Origin of the sequence: Dickeya sp. CFBP 2040 (assembly GCF_012273755.1) — a bacterium.
In the GTDB taxonomy this organism is placed as follows: domain Bacteria; phylum Pseudomonadota; class Gammaproteobacteria; order Enterobacterales; family Enterobacteriaceae; genus Dickeya; species Dickeya poaceiphila.
This window is the reverse complement of sequence record NZ_JAAVXH010000055.1, coordinates 19306-37300: the sequence shown is the minus strand read 5'-3', so window position 1 is coordinate 37300 and position 17995 is coordinate 19306. Positions and strand designations below refer to the sequence as shown.

Annotated in this window: 13 protein-coding genes, 1 tRNA gene and 2 rRNA genes; 5 read left to right on the top strand and 11 right to left on the bottom strand. The window is 53.0% G+C overall.

Annotation, left to right across the window (positions count from 1 at the left end):
• The 4 genes from rrf (Dpoa2040_RS07285) to Dpoa2040_RS07270 form a co-directional block, all read left to right on the top strand.
• A 5S ribosomal RNA gene (rrf, locus tag Dpoa2040_RS07285) occupies nucleotides 1–104 on the top strand; the annotation flags it as partial.
• A gap of 14 nt (nucleotides 105–118) precedes the next feature.
• A tRNA-Thr gene (locus tag Dpoa2040_RS07280) sits at nucleotides 119–194 on the top strand.
• Nucleotides 195–236: 42 nt separating this feature from the next.
• Nucleotides 237–352: ribosomal RNA gene (gene rrf, locus Dpoa2040_RS07275) — 5S ribosomal RNA — on the top strand.
• A 246-nt stretch (nucleotides 353–598) separates the two neighbouring features.
• Nucleotides 599–1894 (top strand): MFS transporter, encoded by a 1296-nt coding sequence (locus tag Dpoa2040_RS07270; RefSeq protein ID WP_168640853.1) that lies wholly within the window; start codon nucleotides 599–601, stop codon nucleotides 1892–1894.
• A 102-nt stretch (nucleotides 1895–1996) separates the two neighbouring features.
• On the opposite strand, the gene pssA is transcribed toward Dpoa2040_RS07270, so the two are convergent.
• From pssA to trxC, 4 genes are all read right to left on the bottom strand, one after another.
• Nucleotides 1997–3352 carry a CDP-diacylglycerol--serine O-phosphatidyltransferase gene (gene pssA / locus Dpoa2040_RS07265; protein WP_042872417.1) on the bottom strand — a complete coding sequence of 452 codons (1356 nt, stop codon included), beginning with the start codon at nucleotides 3350–3352 and terminating at the stop codon, nucleotides 1997–1999.
• A gap of 153 nt (nucleotides 3353–3505) precedes the next feature.
• On the bottom strand, nucleotides 3506–6172 hold the full coding sequence (locus tag Dpoa2040_RS07260; RefSeq protein ID WP_168640851.1) for a bifunctional acetate--CoA ligase family protein/GNAT family N-acetyltransferase: 2667 nt from the start codon (nucleotides 6170–6172) through the stop codon (nucleotides 3506–3508).
• A 33-nt stretch (nucleotides 6173–6205) separates the two neighbouring features.
• Entirely contained in the window at nucleotides 6206–6922 is a 717-nt protein-coding gene (locus Dpoa2040_RS07255) for a tRNA-uridine aminocarboxypropyltransferase (protein WP_168640850.1), read from the bottom strand.
• Nucleotides 6923–7008: 86 nt separating this feature from the next.
• Nucleotides 7009–7434: a thioredoxin TrxC gene (gene trxC, locus Dpoa2040_RS07250; protein WP_042872410.1), complete on the bottom strand. Its 426-nt coding sequence runs from the start codon at nucleotides 7432–7434 to the stop codon at nucleotides 7009–7011.
• Nucleotides 7435–7676: 242 nt separating this feature from the next.
• On the opposite strand from trxC, the gene Dpoa2040_RS07245 reads away from it, so the two are divergent.
• Entirely contained in the window at nucleotides 7677–8777 is a 1101-nt protein-coding gene (locus Dpoa2040_RS07245) for a tRNA/rRNA methyltransferase (protein WP_168640849.1), read from the top strand.
• 125 nt (nucleotides 8778–8902) lie between these two features.
• Here Dpoa2040_RS07245 and emrB read toward each other — a convergent pair whose 3' ends face one another.
• The 7 genes from emrB to proV all read right to left on the bottom strand — a co-directional run bounded on the left by emrB (nucleotide 8903) and on the right by proV (nucleotide 17581).
• Complete coding sequence (gene emrB, locus Dpoa2040_RS07240) at nucleotides 8903–10435, bottom strand: multidrug efflux MFS transporter permease subunit EmrB (protein WP_042872405.1); 1533 nt, start codon at nucleotides 10433–10435, stop codon at nucleotides 8903–8905.
• Nucleotides 10436–10453: 18 nt separating this feature from the next.
• Nucleotides 10454–11626: a multidrug efflux MFS transporter periplasmic adaptor subunit EmrA gene (gene emrA / locus Dpoa2040_RS07235; RefSeq protein WP_168640848.1), complete on the bottom strand. Its 1173-nt coding sequence runs from the start codon at nucleotides 11624–11626 to the stop codon at nucleotides 10454–10456.
• 168 nt (nucleotides 11627–11794) lie between these two features.
• A complete protein-coding gene (gene mprA, locus Dpoa2040_RS07230; RefSeq protein WP_042872400.1) occupies nucleotides 11795–12307 on the bottom strand; it encodes a transcriptional repressor MprA in 513 nt (170 codons plus the stop codon).
• 329 nt (nucleotides 12308–12636) lie between these two features.
• The gene (locus tag Dpoa2040_RS07225) at nucleotides 12637–13833 is read right to left on the bottom strand and encodes an MFS transporter (RefSeq protein ID WP_168640847.1); all 1197 of its coding nucleotides are present in this window, start codon (nucleotides 13831–13833) and stop codon (nucleotides 12637–12639) included.
• 231 nt (nucleotides 13834–14064) lie between these two features.
• Nucleotides 14065–15078: a glycine betaine/L-proline ABC transporter substrate-binding protein ProX gene (proX, locus tag Dpoa2040_RS07220; protein ID WP_168640846.1), complete on the bottom strand. Its 1014-nt coding sequence runs from the start codon at nucleotides 15076–15078 to the stop codon at nucleotides 14065–14067.
• Between the two features lie 117 nt (nucleotides 15079–15195).
• Nucleotides 15196–16386, bottom strand: coding sequence for a glycine betaine/L-proline ABC transporter permease ProW (proW, locus tag Dpoa2040_RS07215; protein ID WP_168640845.1), 1191 nt, complete (start codon nucleotides 16384–16386; stop codon nucleotides 15196–15198).
• Nucleotides 16379–17581, bottom strand: coding sequence for a glycine betaine/L-proline ABC transporter ATP-binding protein ProV (gene proV, locus Dpoa2040_RS07210; RefSeq protein ID WP_168640844.1), 1203 nt, complete (start codon nucleotides 17579–17581; stop codon nucleotides 16379–16381). Before proV ends, proW begins: the two co-directional genes overlap by 8 nt.
• Nucleotides 17582–17995 lie beyond the last annotated feature (414 nt).

The following is a 17995-nucleotide window of genomic DNA, read 5'->3' as shown; positions in this document are numbered from 1 at the left end:
AGCGCGGTGGTCCCACCTGACCCCATGCCGAACTCAGAAGTGAAACGCCGTAGCGCCGATGGTAGTGTGGGGTCTCCCCATGCGAGAGTAGGGAACTGCCAGGCATCAAATTATGTGTGCTGATATGGCTCAGTAGGTAGAGCGCACCCTTGGTAAGGGTGAGGTCCCCAGTTCGACTCTGGGTATCAGCACCAGCTGTTTTAAATGATGTTCGGCAAAATGAATAAAAGAATTTGTCTGGCGGCGATAGCGCGGTGGTCCCACCTGACCCCATGCCGAACTCAGAAGTGAAACGCCGTAGCGCCAATGGTAGTGTGGGGTCTCCCCATGCGAGAGTAGGGAACTGCCAGACATCAAACGAAAACAAAAGGCCCGTTCGAAAGAGCGGGCCTTTTGTTTTATCTGTTGTTTGTCGGTGAATACTCTGCAGCCGCTCACAGGGGACGGATAGGGTACCCACCATAAAGCTGTCGTATCGTGGCCCTCAGCTTAAATAATGACATGAGCTGATTAGTTTTTGCCTGAATCATCGAGCCTGTTTTATTGTGTCTGCTATATAAAGAGCTATTGCATAACAGACGGGAAGGGTAGATCACACATGGTGAATACAATAAAGCCACAGGATGGAGTTACGACAAATAGCACACGCCAGCGTATCTGGGCAATCGTTGGCGCCTCATCCGGGAATTTGGTTGAATGGTTTGATTTTTACGTTTATTCGTTTTGCTCCCTATACTTCGCTCATATCTTTTTTCCGACCGGTAATAGCACGACACAATTGTTACAAACAGCAGGTGTTTTTGCGGCTGGGTTTCTCATGCGCCCTATCGGAGGTTGGTTGTTTGGCTATATCGCCGATAAATATGGTCGTAAAAAATCGATGCTGACATCGGTGTGCATGATGTGCTTGGGATCGCTGGTAATAGCCTGCTTGCCCAGCTATGCAACGATTGGAGTTTGGGCTCCCTTGTTATTACTGATAGCTCGTTTGTTTCAGGGGTTGTCAGTAGGCGGAGAATACGGAACCAGTGCAACGTATATGAGTGAAGTGGCACTGGAAGGACGCAAGGGATTTTATGCCTCTTTTCAGTATGTAACGCTAATCGGTGGCCAGTTACTGGCGTTACTGGTTGTAGTGATACTACAGCACCTACTCTCTGATACAGAGCTGCGTTCATGGGGCTGGCGTATTCCCTTTATCTTAGGCGCCGCTCTGGCTGTGGTCGCGTTGTTCTTGCGTCATTCGCTTAATGAAACCTCTGCGAGTGAAACCCGTGCACGCAAGGATGCCGGGTCATTAAGAGGGCTGTGGCACAATCGTAATGCTTTTATCATGGTGCTGGGATTTACTGCTGGAGGTTCATTGAGCTTCTATACCTACACCACCTATATGCAGAAATACCTGGTGAATACCGCCGGGCTGAGCGCCAAGTCTGCCAGTGGATTGATGACGCTGGCTCTGTTCATTTTCATGCTGTTGCAGCCTGTGTTTGGCGCACTGTCCGATAAAATTGGTCGCCGCAGTTCTATGTTGCTTTTTGGCGCGCTATCGGCGTTATTGACAGTACCGATTTTGTCTACTCTGCAAGGTGTGAGCAACCCGGTTATCGCATTTATGCTGGTGATATTGGCTCTGGCGATAGTGAGTTTTTATACTTCGATTAGCGGCATTCTTAAGGCAGAAATGTTTCCTCCGGAGGTGCGGGCGCTGGGCGTCGGGTTGTCTTACGCCGTGGCGAATGCCTTGTTTGGCGGTTCTGCTGAGTACGTTGCATTGTCGTTGAAATCGTTGGGTACGGAAGAGTCATTTTTTTGGTATGTTTCACTGATGAGTGCGCTAGCGTTTCTGGTTTCTCTTGGGTTGCACCATAAAGGGAAGGGCGAAAAGCTCTAGTGATGTGCTGCCACCATAAACAATAGCCGGTCGTCGCACCGGCTATGTCTCAGGTTAAATCCTTCCGGCTCCATCCACTACCTTGTGGCTGGCTGTTGACAGTTACAAAATCCGACTAATCAGGCGATCAATGCGGATGCGGCGCAGGCGGCGAATAAGCTTGCGCACTTTTACCGGATATTGCGCAATGCTTTGCAATTGCTGGTAGTGAGTGATGATTTGGGTATGGGTACGAATGCATTCCAGTTCCTGCTGGCGTTGCGTTTGCAAAACCTGCTGCGGATCATGAATCAGAATGGCGTTTTCTAAATCCAGCCGCCAGGCGCGGGGGTTGAGGTTGTTTCCAGTCAGCAATTGCCATTCATTGTCCACCCACATGCCTTTCAGGTGGAAGCTGTTGTCACCGTCTTTCCACAGGCGTACCACCAGTTGGTTACTATCGATATATTTTTGCAGGCGGCTCAGGAAACGGCGTAGATTGATTTCATACAGATAAGGTAGCGCACCGATAATTCGGAACGGCTGATCTTCAGGAATAAAAAAGTCGTTTGCCGTTTTGTCGCCGATGATAATTTCAATCTGCTTGCCGGTACGTAGCAGGTGGATGATATTGCGCACCAACAAGGCTGGCAGATTGAAGTATGGGGTGCAAATGACCAACTGCTGCTCAGCACAGTACATCAGATGGTGAATGGTCCGATTCAGTGGACTCTGTTTGCCCAGTCCGACCAGCGGCGTTACCGCCAGCTGGCTGTTGTTTTCTCCGATGCCTGGTAGCAGATACGTTGCTGAGCGTAGCGACTGGCGAAACTGACGGATATCATTTTTGATATCGATAGTTTTAGGTCGGGATGAACGGTCAAGTCGCTGTACTGCAGATGCAGCTAATAAATCTTGTACATAACCCGTCATGACATTAGCCAGCACAGGGTTATGAATGAGCTGATAGCGGTCGTATCGGTACTTTTCATGTTGATGCAGGTAGACATCATTCAGACTGGCGCCGCTGTAGAGCACTGTGTCATCAATGATAAAGCCTTTCAGATGCAGCACACCTAATGCTTCGCGTGTATTGACAGGAATGCCGTAAATTGGAATCTGTGCATCATCGTACTGTTGCGCCATTTCGTAGTACCAGTCGGCGTTGGTGCTGTCGGCGGCAACGCCGATGCGTCCACGCTGGGCGCGATGCCAATCAACCAGTATGCCGATCTCCAGCTCTGGGCATTGGCGTTTGGCCTGATAAAGTGCAGACAGAATGCCTTCGCCGCCGTCATCATGTTCCAGATACAGCGCCACCAGATAGATGCGCTTTTTGGCCTGCAAAATCTGTTTTGTCAGCGTGGTGCGAAAAAGCGACGGACTATGAAGCGTCTGGACATCATCGGCAGACTGAGGGATTTTAGGCAGTTGTGCAAGGTGTTGTTGATATTTCGTACGCTTTAGTTTTGACAACATCACAGTGCGATTCTTCTCTCATCGTGGAATGACCGCGAGGTCATGAAATACATTAAGGCATAGCCGAATCGGGCGATGATACCACTACTTGACGGGCCTTGTGAGCAAGTTTTGCTGCCTGTAGCGAGATCTTAATCACAGCGGCATGTCTGGTTATGGCTGTGTTTTTGTGTCAAATGGCAGTTCCAGCGTCACAATGCCGTCTTCCAATTGCACATCAACGTGAAAGCCCAGTTTTTTGGCCAGTGTGACCATTCCCTGATTCGTTGGCATGGTGATGCCGCTCAAGCGGCCTAGCCCATGGGAGCGTGCATACTGAATCAGTTTTTCCAGCAATCGTCTGCCCAACCCCAACCCTTTCAGGTCTGAACGCACCAGTACTGCAAATTCTGCGCTGATGTTGTCTGGGTCGGCAATTGCGCGTGTTACTCCGATGATTTCTGGTTCGCCGCTAATATCTGGCCGTACGGCAATAAAAGCCATTTCACGATCATAGTCAATTTGAGTCATGTTGGCTAAATCTTCATGGGTAAACTCATTGATTTCACTGAAATAACGATAGTAAAGGTCTTCACGAGTTACTTTCCCGATAAAGTGGGCCAGCAGCGGTTCGTCTTCGGGCAGAATGGGGCGGAACAAACAGGATGAGCCGTCTTTGAGCTGGACAGTTTCTTCCAGTTCCTGCGGGTAAGGACGAATAGACAGACGCGACTGTGGATCGCCGCTGAAAGGTGTCAGATGTAACGTCACATCCAGCAGTGTGAACGCCTCGCCGGAAGCCAGCAGCGGATGAATATCCAGACGTGCTATCTCCGGGCAATCCAGAATCAGGTTGGAAACCTGCACCAATAACCGGCTTAAGGCTGGAATATCCAGTGGTTTGAGGGCACTTTGGCTGCGGATTTTTCCACTTTTCAGCGCCTGGACAATCAGATAACGCGCCAGCGCCATATTCAACGGCGGCAATGCTACTGCTGCCTGGGTTTCCCGGCTCCACGCTGTTCCACCTTCACCCAACATGATGATTGGGCCGAAGATAGCATCCTGCTCGACGGCGATGCGTAACTCCAGCGCGCCGGTGCGATTCGCCATTCCCTGTACCAGCAATCCATGAACACGAGCTTGCGGATTGGTGTGCCGGACTCGCTCCAGCATTGCTTCCGCAGCCAGTTGCACCTCTTGCGCGTTCTGCAAATACAGTATCACGCCCTGAATTTCCGATTTGTGGGGAATATCCGGCGAGCGCAGTTTAAGTGCGACGGGATAGCCGATTTTTTCAGCAATGTATACCGCTTCGGTACTGTCGCCGGCAATCCAGGTCGGCAAGGTATTCAGACCATAAGCTTGCAGAATCGGCTGGACTTCATGAGTATCAAGTCGGGTGGTGCCCTCTTGCAGCGCCTGACTGATCAACTGGTGTGCCTGTGCGGTATTGGCGGTGAGATCCGATGGCAGAGCCGGGGTTTCCTTCAACTGTTTCTGGTTACGGCGGTATTCAACGATATGCATGAATGCCGTTACCGTACCTTCCGGTGTGCGATAGGTTGGGATTCCTGCCTCGTTGAACAGACGACGCGCTTCCTGTGAAGAGAATTCGCCGCACCAGTTGGTCAGCAGCGTGATGCGCTTACCGCGCGGGTGTTGCTGCAATAACTGAATCAGGCTTTCAGCACTTTCCGTGCCGGGTGCAGCCGCACTTGGCGCGTGGATGAGCAGTAACGCATCATAATCGTCGCTATCCAGCAGCGCCGACAACGCTGCCAGATAGCGTTGAGGTGTGGCATCGTCGCGCAGGTCCAGCGGATTGCCGATAGCGACGGTGTCGGGTAACACCGCGCGTAAGGCCTGTTGCGTTGGTTCGCTCAGTGTTGCCAGCTTGCCCTGACGGGCAATCAGCTGATCCAGCGCCTGCGCGGCAGGTGATGCGCCATTGCTGACAATCAGCAGACGTTCGCCGCGTAGTGGACGCAGATGGCTGAGCGTTTCCACCGCTGAAAACAGTTCATGGGTATCTTGTACCCGCAATAGTCCGGCGCGCTGGATAGCGGCATCGTAGGCGGCGTCCAGCCCGTGCTGACCGTCATGCAACAGTTGTTGTGCTTGTCGGCTACGCCCGCTTTTAATCACCAGAATCGGTTTATTGCGCGATGCGCTGCGCGCTGCTGAAAGAAAACGTCGGGCGTCGCTGATGTGTTCCAGATGCAGCAAAATAGCGCTGGTTTTGCCGTCTCGCGCCAGAAAATCCAGCAGATCATCCACGTCAATATCCAGGCTGTCGCCAAGCGCGATAAAGTAAGAAAAGCCGATGCCACGCTGTTGCGCCCAGTCCAGTATGGTGTTGGAGACTGCTGCCGACTGGGAGATAAACGCCAGTTTACCTTTTAAAATCGGTACCGGTGAAAAGCTGGCGTTGAGTCCCTGCCAGGGTGCCAGCAAGCCTAAGCTGTTTGGCCCCAGCAGTCGCATAGCATAGCGGGACGCACAATTTTTCAGTTCAATGAATTGTGATGGCGGAGCGGAGAGCACAATGACGGTTTTACAGCCTCGTTGTCCTAGTGCTTCCAACAGCGACAGATTACGGTCAGCGCGGGTGCAGATAACGGCAAGGTCAGGCGTCATGGGCAGGCTGGCGACATCGCGGTACGCCAGTACCCCACACACCGCCTTGTATTTAGGCGTGACCGGTAGTACCGGCCCGTTAAACCCGCCGTCAAGCAGGTTTCGCATCATCAGGAAACCGGCTCGTCCCGATTTTTCCGACGCGCCGATCACCGCAATCGAACGGGGACGCAGCAGTGCTTCTAATCCGCGCTGGCTCATCAGTTACTCCTGTTGGAAGACACCTGATTGATCTTAAACGTCTGTTGCCGATTTTGCTGTGACAGTGGAGGTAATTTTCTTTTTCGCGTGATGTGCTTTGCCTGCCAGATAATGGCGACGAAAACGGTCAAAATGCTCCGCCAGTACCTCGGCTGCATCGTTGTCGCCAGCCTGGCGCAATAGGGCAATGGCGATTTCCGCCGTGCAGTGCTGCCCGGCGCTGCTGGCCTCCCGCAATTGATAGCTGGACAACGCATCCACACTCAGCGACAGGATCGGCAACGTATCGAGGTACGGGCTTTTGCGAAACATTTTGCGTGCTTCGGGCCAGGTGCCATCCAGCATCACGAATAGCGGTGGTTTACCGTCTGTGGGGAGTTGATGGCAAACCTGACGGTCACTTTTATCGTCGTCTGCCAGAAAGACCAGCCAGGGTTGATACTCTGCTGTTTGCAACGTGGCGAGCAGCGTGGGATCCGGTTCGGTGCGAGACCATAGAAATGCCTCGGTTTGCGGCAGGACATCGGCAATCAGGCGGCCGGTATTGCTGGGCTTTAGTGGTTCGGTGTCGAACATGATCAGACAGAAGCGGCTGCGGGCGGTACGCGGTGATAGGGTGTCACACAGGCAGTGAACTTCCGGCAGCAGGCAACGCTGACAGCGGATTACGCGGCAACCGCGGGCGCGAAAAGGTCGCGTGGAGAGAGCAAGGCGTTGCTGGCGCAGACGCAGGACAGCGTTACCGGTCATGATTTTCCGTTAAAAAGCGACATTCTAAACGACCGGACGGCTGACCTGAAGCCCCGTGTATTGCGGGGCATCTGGCGAGGCATAATTTATAGCGATTCGTTAAGCCAGCTCTCAAAAGGCGCTTTGGGCATGGCGCCGTTAAGCATATCAATCATCTTGCCATGCTTGAACAGCATAATGGTAGGAATGCTGCGGATACGGAAACGAGCGCTCAGAGCGGGTTCAGCTTCAGTGTTGACCTTAATAAATCGAATTTTGCCACCATTTTCGTCAGCGACGCTTTCAAATACTGGGGCAAAATTGACACAGGGTCCGCACCAGGGCGCCCAGAAATCCACCACCACCGGCAGATCGTCTTGCAGCAATGTATCCAGCGTCTTTTCCGTGGCGTTAATGACTTCCCCACTGAAGAGTGGCTGACCGCAGCGACCACATTTGGCCTTATGATTATCATTAATGCGTTCTTCCGGCAGTCGGTTGGTCGCGTGGCAGGATGCACATACCGTATTCATAAACGGGCCTCATGTAGCAAAAGGACTGGAATCAAGTGTACTGTTGATGAAAATGCGCCCATCGTGCGTGAATAGAGCAACAATGGTGATGCGAAAACAGCATAAGTATGAAGAGCGCGTTGAGCGTCAACAAGGTGTTTTACCCAATGGTTACAATAGTTAGTGACTTTTATGATCGGGTTGGTGGCTAAGCGGGTGGACATAGGGTAATCTTCGCGCCCAGCGCGTAGGTGGAGAAGAGCATGAGCGATACATTGAGTGGAAAGGGCGGTAAAGTCCGTGTCATGTACGTCCGTAGTGAGGACGGGGATGAGAAGAGCAAGCCGAAACGTACGCCGGATAAGCGGCGTGGTGAAGGTGACAACAACCGTAGCGGTGCTCGTAAAGGGCGTGATGGCTCGCCACGCAGTGGGCGAGATAGAGACAATAAAGAGAATGCCGGACGCGGCGGCAAATGGCGCGGCGAGTCGGAAAGGCGTGAGCGCCCACGTAGTGAGCCAACTGAGTATGCCGATTCTCCCTGGAAAACGGTATCGCGTGCGCCCACAGAGGAGCCGGATCACGGCGGTATCAGCGGCAAGAGCCAGATTGATCCAGAACAGATTCGCCGCCAGCGGGCGGAAGAAACCAGAGTTTATGGCGAGAACGCTTGTCAGGCGTTGTTCCTGAGTCGTCCGGAAGCGATTGTACGTGGCTGGTTTTTGCAGGAAGTGACGCCGCGTTTTCGTGACGCGCTACGCTGGATGGCGGCCAACCGCAAGGCTTACCACGTGGTGGAAGACGACGAGCTGGTTCGTGCGTCCGGCACAGAGCATCACGGCGGCGTGTGCTTCCTGATCAAGAAGCGCCGTGGTCTGGATGTAGCAGCCTACTTGCGCGAAGCTGGGGATACCGACTGCGTGCTGGCGCTGGAAGATGTCGGCAATCCACATAATCTGGGCGGCATCATGCGTAGTTGTGCCCATTTTGGTGTGAAAGGCGTATTGGTGAACGATGCATCGCAGCTGGAGTCCGGCGCCGCTGTGCGTACGGCAGAAGGTGGTGCTGAGCACGTGAAGGCGATTAGTGCTGATGGTCTGGTTGATGCGTTGGCACAGTTCCGCGATGCCGGTTACACCATTGTTACCACCTCCAGTCACAAGGGCACCACGTTGTCGAAAACCTCGTTGCCTGCCAAAACAGTGATTGTGCTGGGTCAGGAAGGTGATGGTTTGTCCGACAGCGCCTGGCAACAGGGTGACGTCAAGGTGTCGATTGACGGTACCGGCAATGTGGAAAGTTTGAATATTTCGGTGGCGACTGGAATCTTACTGGCAGAATGGTGGCGGCAGAATCACAGCTAAGTCTATTCAATCCGGTGATAAAAAACAGTCAGAGAATAAAAAAGGTGGCCAGGCCACCTTTTGTTTTTGTATCACGTTGGGTCAGCTTTGTATTGCTTTGGGTCAGCGTAGTTCTGTGTCAGGACTTAGTGAGCGCCGCTCGCTGAGTGGCTGCCGAATGGTGGTTTGGCGAACCATACCAACACGATCAGCATGACAAAAACCCCAGCTGACAGCCAAAAGATCTCGTTGGCGCCAATAATCAGCCCTTGTGCCGTGATCTGCTGGGCCAGATAACTGGATACCTGCTGTTGGCTCATTCCCATAGCTTCCAATTGCTGATAGGTCTGCTGTGCCAGCGGGTTATAGGGATTGATTGCCTCACTCAATTGTGAATGATGCAATGCTTCCCGGCGTTCCCACAATGTGGTGGTGATCGATGTGCCGATAGAACCCGCCAGCGTACGGGCAAAATTCGACAGGCTGGAGGCGGCCGCCATACGCTCCGGCGGCAGCCCGGAGAGCGTGATGGTAGTCAGCGGCATAAAGAAACAGGCCACGGCGATCCCTTGCACGAACTGTGGCCATGCTGATGCGCCGAAATCCATTGCGGGTTCGAAGGTATAAGTCCGCCAATAGAAACAGATCGCATACATGATGAAACTGAACGTCACCAGACGGCGCATATCCAGCTTATGCATGAATTTACCGATGATCGGCGACAAGATTACCGGCATCAGGCCCACTGGCGCAGAGGCCAACCCGGCCCAGGTGGCAGTGTAACCAAACACGACCTGCAACAATTGCGGTAACAACACTATCGCGCCGAAATAGAGCATGAACGCCAGACTGGTACACAGGCAGCCGATGGTAAAGTTACGAATTTTGAACAACGACAAATCAACCACCGGGTGATCGTCCGTTAGCTCCCATACTACCAGTACGGTTAGCGAAACTACGGCAACTACGGTCAGCACTATGATTTCTGTCGAATTAAACCAGTCCAGCTCTTTGCCGCGGTCCAGCATCATTTGCAGGCTGCCAATCCCTGCCGCCAGTAGAATCAGCCCAATCGTGTCGATGGGGCGGATTTCGGTTTTGGTTTCCCGCCCGCGTAGGGTTTGCAGGGTAATTAACACCACCAAAACGCCCAATGGCACGTTGATGAAGAAGATCCATCCCCAGTGGTAGTTGTCGCTGATCCAGCCGCCAAGGATCGGGCCGAAGATTGGCGCAACCACCACCGTCATTGACCACAGAGCCAATGCAATGCCCCTTCTGGCCGGCGGATAGTTATTTAGCAGCAGGCTTTGGGATAATGGAATGATCGGGCCAGCGACCAGACCCTGCAACATACGAGAGACTATCAGCATTTCCAGGCTGGTAGACATGCCACATAGCCAGGAAGTCAGGGTAAACAATATGGTGGCCCAGACAAACAGGCGTACCTCGCCGAACCGTTTAGCCAGCCAACCGGTGATAGGAATAGAGATGGCGTTTGCCACCCCGAAAGACGTGATGACCCAGGTGCCCTGCGAGTTGGACGCCCCCAGATTTCCGGCGATGGTCGGAATGGCTACGTTGGCAATGGTTGAGTCCAACACCTGCATGAACGTCGCCAGCGACAGGGCGATCGTCATCAGAGCCAGCGTCATGCCCTCAAGCGGTTTTCTTGTCACGCTGCTCTCCTTCTGAGGTTAGTCAGCGTTAGCGCCGATGATCTGATCGATCATCTGGTTGACTGGCGTCAGATCCAGATCCAACGCGTCACTTTGGTATGCCGGTGTCGTGCGCGATGCATCGGACAGTACTTTGCCGTCGGTATTGGCGGTGTCTACGTTGACCAGCGTCGATAAACCTATACGCAGCGGATAATCAGCCAGTTGTTTCTGGTCCAGTTCGATACGCACCGGAAGACGCTGTACCACCTTAATCCAGTTGCCGGTAGCGTTCTGCGCTGGCAACAGCGAGAACGCGCTGCCGGTACCCATATCCAGGCCGACGACTTTGCCTTTATACACGATGCTGTCGCCATACAAGTCACTGGTGATGGTTGCCGGCTGGCCTATGCGCATGTTGGCCAACTGCGTTTCCTTAAAGTTGGCGTCAACCCACAGCGGGGCTGCCGGCACTACCGTCATCAGCGCGGATGATGGTGTGATGCGCGCACCCAGTTGCACACTACGGCGTGAGACATAGCCATCCACCGGGCTTACGATATGCGTACGTTTAAGCGCCAGCCAGGAATTACGAAGGTCGGCTGCGGCTTGTGCAATAGCGGGTTGCTGCTCTAGCGGCGTGTTCAGCACCAGTGCCTGTGTCGCGGCATACTGATATTTGGCTGCCTCCAGCGATGCTCTGGCACTGGCGACCTGGTCGCGTGCATGTTGCAAATCTTCACGCCCGATGGCATTGGCCCGGCCCAACGCTTCACGGCGGTTCAGATCGCTGATAGCCTTGTCCAGCGCAATCTGCTGCAGGTCGATATTGGCTTTATACTGGCGGACGTTGATCATTTGCTGATGAACCTGACGTACGCTGTTAGCCAATGTGGTTTTAGAGCGTTCAAAGGCTTGTTCGGCGTCGGTCGGGTCCAGCTCTACCAGTACGTCGCCTTTTTTAACGAAGTCGGTATTATCGACGTTGACGCGGGTAACGCTGCCGTTGACCTGCGACATAATTTGAATCTGGTTGCCAGCGACATAGGCGTCATCGGTTTCCTGATGGTGCCGCAATACCAGATACCAGTAGGCGAACCATGCACAGCCAATAAAGAAAAACAGGATCATCAACAGGGTGAGAATTCCTTTACGCGTTTTTCTGGGTTTCGGTGGCGTGTGTGGGGTCTGCGTTTCCACGTTGGCACTCATGATGCTCTCCTAATTAGATTTCTTTTTTTTCAGCCTTTCATGGCCTTTGATTGCCGTTCATGGCGGTATCATTGCAGTGACGGTTTTTTAAACGCGGCACTACCTGCGAACCGTCAAGGTTTGCATGGCAACGATGGTGGTAGTCTTTGTCTGAGTCGATACAGGGGGTTAAATACCGTCCTGATCCATTTCGTCAAGGCGGAATAACAGCTTGCGCATCAGCACTTCCAACTGTTCTCTTTCACTCTCATCAAGAACCGAGCAGAGAATTTCCAGGCTTCGGTGTTGAGGTGGCAGCAGTTCGTCCAGAAACGCTTTACCCTTATCGGTCATGTACAGATACAGGCAGCGACGATCACTGTCGCTCTCACGTCGCTCTATCCAACCGCGTTTTTCCAGTTCATCGGCGATGCGGGTGGCGTTGGTGCGAGAAGAACCGAGTGCAGCGCTCAGTTCAGAGGGCTGAATGCAGTAATTTTCCTGTGACTCCAGCGTAATCAATGCCATAAACAGGGTTTCATTGATGTCCTGTTCTTTGAGCATGTGGTTACGGTGTTCCAGTATTTTGGTTTGCATATGCAGAAACAGACGCAGCAGCAAGACTTCCCGGTAAGGGAAATCAGGGCGGCGTGAAGCCCGCATACGTAGCATGTCTTCAATTGGAGCGAATGAACTTTCCATAGATGTCAACCTCATTAATCACGACCTGCATAGTAACGAATGTTACTATGCAGGTAAATGCGAGAGACTTGTCGATTAGTGCTTATTTCATTACTGGTCGAAAAAAGCGCAAATTATGTAGCCTGCCGCCGCTTATTGCCTTCTAACTGTGTGAACGGCATTAGCCCGTCATATTCTCTGAATCCATTTCAATACCGTGTCGTAGTATATACTGGAACAGAAAATTGATGGTTCTTGCCGGTAAACCAATCAATAATACTAAACTATTTATCGCGTGCCGCCTTTATACTGACACGGCTTTACCACGACACATTGATAGTGGGCATCACTCAATGTGCCTCTGTCGATGATTCATAACGATGGCCTCGCCACCATACCAGTAGCCCAAACAGGCTCAGCATCCCTCCGGCACATGATACTCCCAGCCAACCGAAATGCTGGTAAGCGTAGGCGGAAACCAGCGATCCGAATGCGCCGCCGATAAAATAGCTGGTCATGTAACCAGCAGTCAGGCGGTTGCGTGCGTCCGGCAACATACGGTAAATCACGCTCTGATTAGTAACATGCGTCCCCTGAGCTGCCATATCCAGCACCACGATGCCTATCAACAGTGGTACCACGGCATTGACGCCTGCGGCTATCGGTAACCACGACAGTACCAGCAGCAGCCAGCCTAACGTTGTGGAGAGTTTGGCTTTTCCCTGATCCACCAGTCGGCCTGCCCGGCTGGCAGCCAGAGCGCCAGCAGCGCCAGCCAGACCGAATAACCCGATTACGCCTTCGCTGTAGTGGTAAGGCGCGGCGGAAAGCAGAAACGCCATTGACGTCCACATGATGCTGAAGTTGGAGAATGAAATCGCACCCAGTAACGCGCGAGTGCGCAGCACGCGGGAACTGCCGAATAACGTGAATATGGATATCAGTAGCTGCAGATAATTTAGATCGGTGGATTGCTGATAACGCGGCAGTGTGCGCCACAGCAGTAATGCCATTCCCGTCATCAACAGGCTGGCGACCCAATATACCGTACGCCAGTCTCCCAGTGATGCCAATGCGCCGGCCAATGTTCGGGCCAACAATATCCCCAATAGTAGCCCGCTCATGATAGTACCGATGACCTTACCGCGGCTTTCCGGCGAAGCCAGAGTGGCGGCCAGCGGTACCAGAACCTGTGCCACGACCGAGAACAGACCGGTTATGGCGGTGCCGGTTACCATCATCCATAACGAAGGCGAGCTGGCGGTGATCAACATTCCTCCTGCCGCCAGCAGAGTCATGCCGACAATTAAGCTACGGCGCTCGAATCGGTCGCCTAATGGCACCAGAAACATCAGGCCGCAGGCGTAACCCAGTTGGGCGGCGGTGACGATAAAACCGGCTTGATTAGTTGACAGGCTGAAGGCCTGAGCGATGGTATGCAGCAATGGCTGAGCGTAATAGTTGCTTGCGGCGGCCAACCCGGTGGCGGCGGACATTAGCAAAGTCAGTGCCGGAGTCATGCCGACGGAGGTAGTAGATACAGACATGTGGAGTTGTTAACTTGGTGTTGCATTCGAGTGGTTGAGCTAGTATTGAACAGTCACGCCAGAGAATCCAGCAATATATCTTATAAATTCTTCGGGGAATAATCAGGTGTCTTATCAGCGTGGCTGGCAGGGTTCGCTATCTTTCGTGGTGGATAAGCAATCAGAAACAGCGAGGATACCCACGCGGGTATCCTCGCTCAATAAAGAGGCTGTGACATAAGCGGTAGCGACTTACTTCGCTGCGGTGCGGGCGGAGTTAACCCAACTGTCAAACTGTGCCTGATGCGCTTTAATCCAACCGTTGACGTGGCGCTCTATATCATCCTGAGACGATTCACCCTGATGCATACGCAGGTTCTGGGCATTGATGTCTGCGAGCGGCAGTTTCATGACAGCGAACAGTTTGGCCGCAGCCGGGTTTTTCTTAGCCCAATCCTTGTTGGCGATGATACGCATATTGTTGACCGGGAAGCCGTAGTTAGCGCCGTTTGGCAACCGGGTATCGGTATCTTTCTGTTTTCCGGGCAGTGAGGAGAACGGTACTTGTAACCACACCACATCACGCCCTGCTACCAGTACGTCGCTTACCCAGTAGGGTGTCCAGGTGAAATACAGAATAGGTTTGCCCTGTTTGTAGCGGGCAATGGTATCGGCGATGAGCGCCGCATAGTTGCCCTGATTTTGGTTGACGGTATCACTTAATCCGTAAGCCTGAATCTGGTGACTAATCACGCTGTCACAGCCCCAGCCGGGGTTACAGCCGGTCAGGTCCGCTTTACCGTCGCCGTTGGTGTCGAACAACTTAGCCAGTTTCGGGTCTTTAAGCTGATCCAGACGGCTAATGTGATACTGCTCCGCCGTTTTCTTATCGATCAGATACCCCTGCGCCGCGCCAGAGACGTAGACTCCCTGACGATAAAATTTGGCGTCGCCGCCAGCGGCCTGATACATGTCGTCATGCAATGGTTGCCAGTTGACGGCGCTGAAGGTAGCGTCGCCATTGGCGATCGAGGTGTAACCGACGTTGTAGTCTACTTCGCTGGGTTTATCGACGGTATAACCCAGTTTTTCCAGCGCTTTGCTGACCAACAGCGTCTGGAAGGTTTCTTCAGAGAGGGTACTTTGCACCGGTTTGACGGTGATTCCGTTGCCGGGATGGTTGTTGTCGGGAAGATTGTCGGCGGCAAACAGGCCGGTACTCAGTACGGTAGTCAGGGCAAGTGTCGCCATGCTGATATTACGCATACAGATAGTCCTCATGTTGTCTTCAATACGTGGTCGTAACGGCGTACGGACTCGTGTATCAGAGCGTGCAGTTGGGCGGTGCCAGCTACAGGTTTAGATGGTGCTGCCTGAGTGGGATCAGGCGCGGAGTTTGATGAAGGGGCGTGCCAGTAACCCCAGCGGTCCGTGGTGGTACCAATGACGGTTGCTGCGGCTGCGCGCGTCGCGTCCCAACGATTGGGTCAGACGATCCAGAAGGATTGCCAGAATCACAATGCCGACCCCACCGACGGATGCTTGTCCCATGTCGAGGCGACCTATGCCGCGTAGCACCATTTGTCCCAGACCGCCGACGGCGATCATCGATGCGATTACCACCATCGATAACGCCAGCATCAGCGTTTGGTTGATACCCGCCATGATGGTTGGCATCGCCAGCGGTAATTGTACTTTGAACAGCATCTGGCGCGGACTGGCACCAAAGGATTGCGCAGCTTCCACCAGGTCTGCCGGTACCTGACGGATACCAAGTATGGTCAGACGTACAATCGGCGGCAGGGCGAAAATAATGGTCACAACGACCCCCGGCACATTACCGATGCCGAACAGCATCACTATCGGCACCAGATAGACGAAGGCCGGGGTGGTCTGCATGGCATCCAGTAGCGGACGTACCATGCGGGCTGCGCGATTGCTATGCGCCAGCCAGATACCTAACGGCAAGCCGATGATGATGCAGAAGAACAGTGCGGTCAGCACCAGCGCCAGCGTCACCATGGCCTGTGACCAGGCGCCGATGGCACCGATAACGACGAGCGACAGCAGTGTCGCCACGCCCATGCCGAAGCCGGATATCTGCCACGCCAGCAGTGAGAATACCAGAATGGCGACCGGTGCCGGCAGACCGGTCAACAGTTGCTGGAAACTGGTAAGAATCGCATCGACGGGGACGCGGATACCCTGAAACAGTGGGCGAAAATGCAGTACCAACCCGTTGATGCCTTCGGTTACCCAGTGATCCAGCGGCACCAGCGTATGGCGGAATGGGTCCATCAGGTTAATGTGTTCCTGTGTCGGCGCAGGCGCGTTCAGCCAGTCGTTTCCATTCTGGTGTACGTCATTGGCGGCGGGCGGCGGTGTCTGAGTCCAGGGGTCGGTAGTATTATCCTGTGCCGGAGGGGTTGCCGGCGCGGATGACGCTGCCGCCCAAGGGTCGGTTTGCGCCGGCTGGCCTGATGATCCGCTGACGGCGACATGGCTGTTAGCGGCGCTGGCTGTTGGGTCCGGTATCTGGGTTTCTTCCCAAATATTTTCTTTGGTATCAGTCATTTAGCGTATTCTCCTTATCCAGTGCCTGGAGCAGCATCCCTTTGGAGATAATGCCCAAATATTCATGGTGTTCGCCCACAACAGGTACTGCACAGGGGGCTTGTGCCACCTGGGATATCAGCTCATTGAGCGACATGTCTGCAGGAACCGGCGCAGGAGCAGACAGTAGTGCCTGTTCCAGCGGCTGCTTATCACGCAATGCCTGTTTGAGTGAATCGATGGAGACTACGCCGATAAATTTGCGCCCTCGTTCCAACACATAGCCGTACTCGCGATCCTCTTCTTGCAGGATCTTAAGTGCGGACCGCGGGCCGACGCCCGGCGTTTTACGGATTAGCGCCACCGGACGCCGGCGGGCGATGTCTTTGGCGCTGAAGACGTGGCTGATATCCACACCACGGAAGAAGGTACGCACATAGTCATTAGCCGGATTGTTCAGAATTTCATCCGGTGTACCGACCTGAATCACCTCGCCGCTATTCATGATGGCGATGCGATCACCGATGCGCATCGCTTCGTCCAGATCGTGCGATATAAACACGATGGTGCGCTGCTGGTGTGCCTGCAGTTTAATCAGCTCATCCTGCATTTCGGTGCGGATCAACGGGTCAAGTGCTGAAAACGCTTCATCCATCAGCAGGATGTCGGGATTGTTGGCCAGTGCGCGAGCTAACCCGACACGCTGACGCATTCCGCCGGAGAGTTCGTCTGGGTAAGCGTTGAGGTATGCCTCCAGACCAACTTGCTGCAGGGCGCTCAGCGCTTTCTGTTTGCGCTCCTCGCGGGGCACCCCGGCTAGATCCATACCGAATGCGGTATTGTCGAGAATGTTCAGGTGAGGCATTAGCGCGAAAGACTGAAACACCATGCTGATCTTTTTGCGACGAACTGCGCGCAGTGCGCTGTCCTGCAGACGAGAGATATCCTCGCCGTCGATCAGGACCTGACCGCGGGTGGGTTCTATCAGGCGATTGAGAAGGCGTACCAGCGTAGATTTACCGGAACCGGATAACCCCATGATCACAAAAACTTCGCCTTCTTCAATAGCCAGACTGGCGTTTTTCACTCCTACCGTCAGGCCGGTTTTCTCAAAAATCTGCTCTTTGCTCAGCCCTTGTTCTAGCAGCCTGAAAGCCCGATTGGGGTGCTCGCCAAATATTTTGTACAGATGCTTTACTTCAATTTTAATTGCCATGTAATTACGTGATTCCTGTATGGTTTAATTTTTTATCGCAACCTCAATTGTGAATGAAACTTTTTATACCCTAACCATAAATTGACGGTGTGACAACCCTTGGTTCGTCGGGTTGTACGAATGATTTATCATTTTCATGGTGATATTTTATTTTAGATTAATTTAAGTTTGTAAGGGGGGGAGGTGATTTTTATTCGTGGGTTTATTTGTTTTATTATTGATTTGTGAGGTTTTTTGATTTGTTTTTTGTGTGTTTATTGATTGCTTTATTGATTATATTTTTAATTTATTCATGGTGTTATGTGATTTTATTAGAGTGGGTGATAATGTGGTGATGTTTGCGTGTAATTGCGCGTGCTGATTAATAAATGGCTGTTGGTTTTTATTTTTTTAGTGATGGTTTTAAACGGGCGA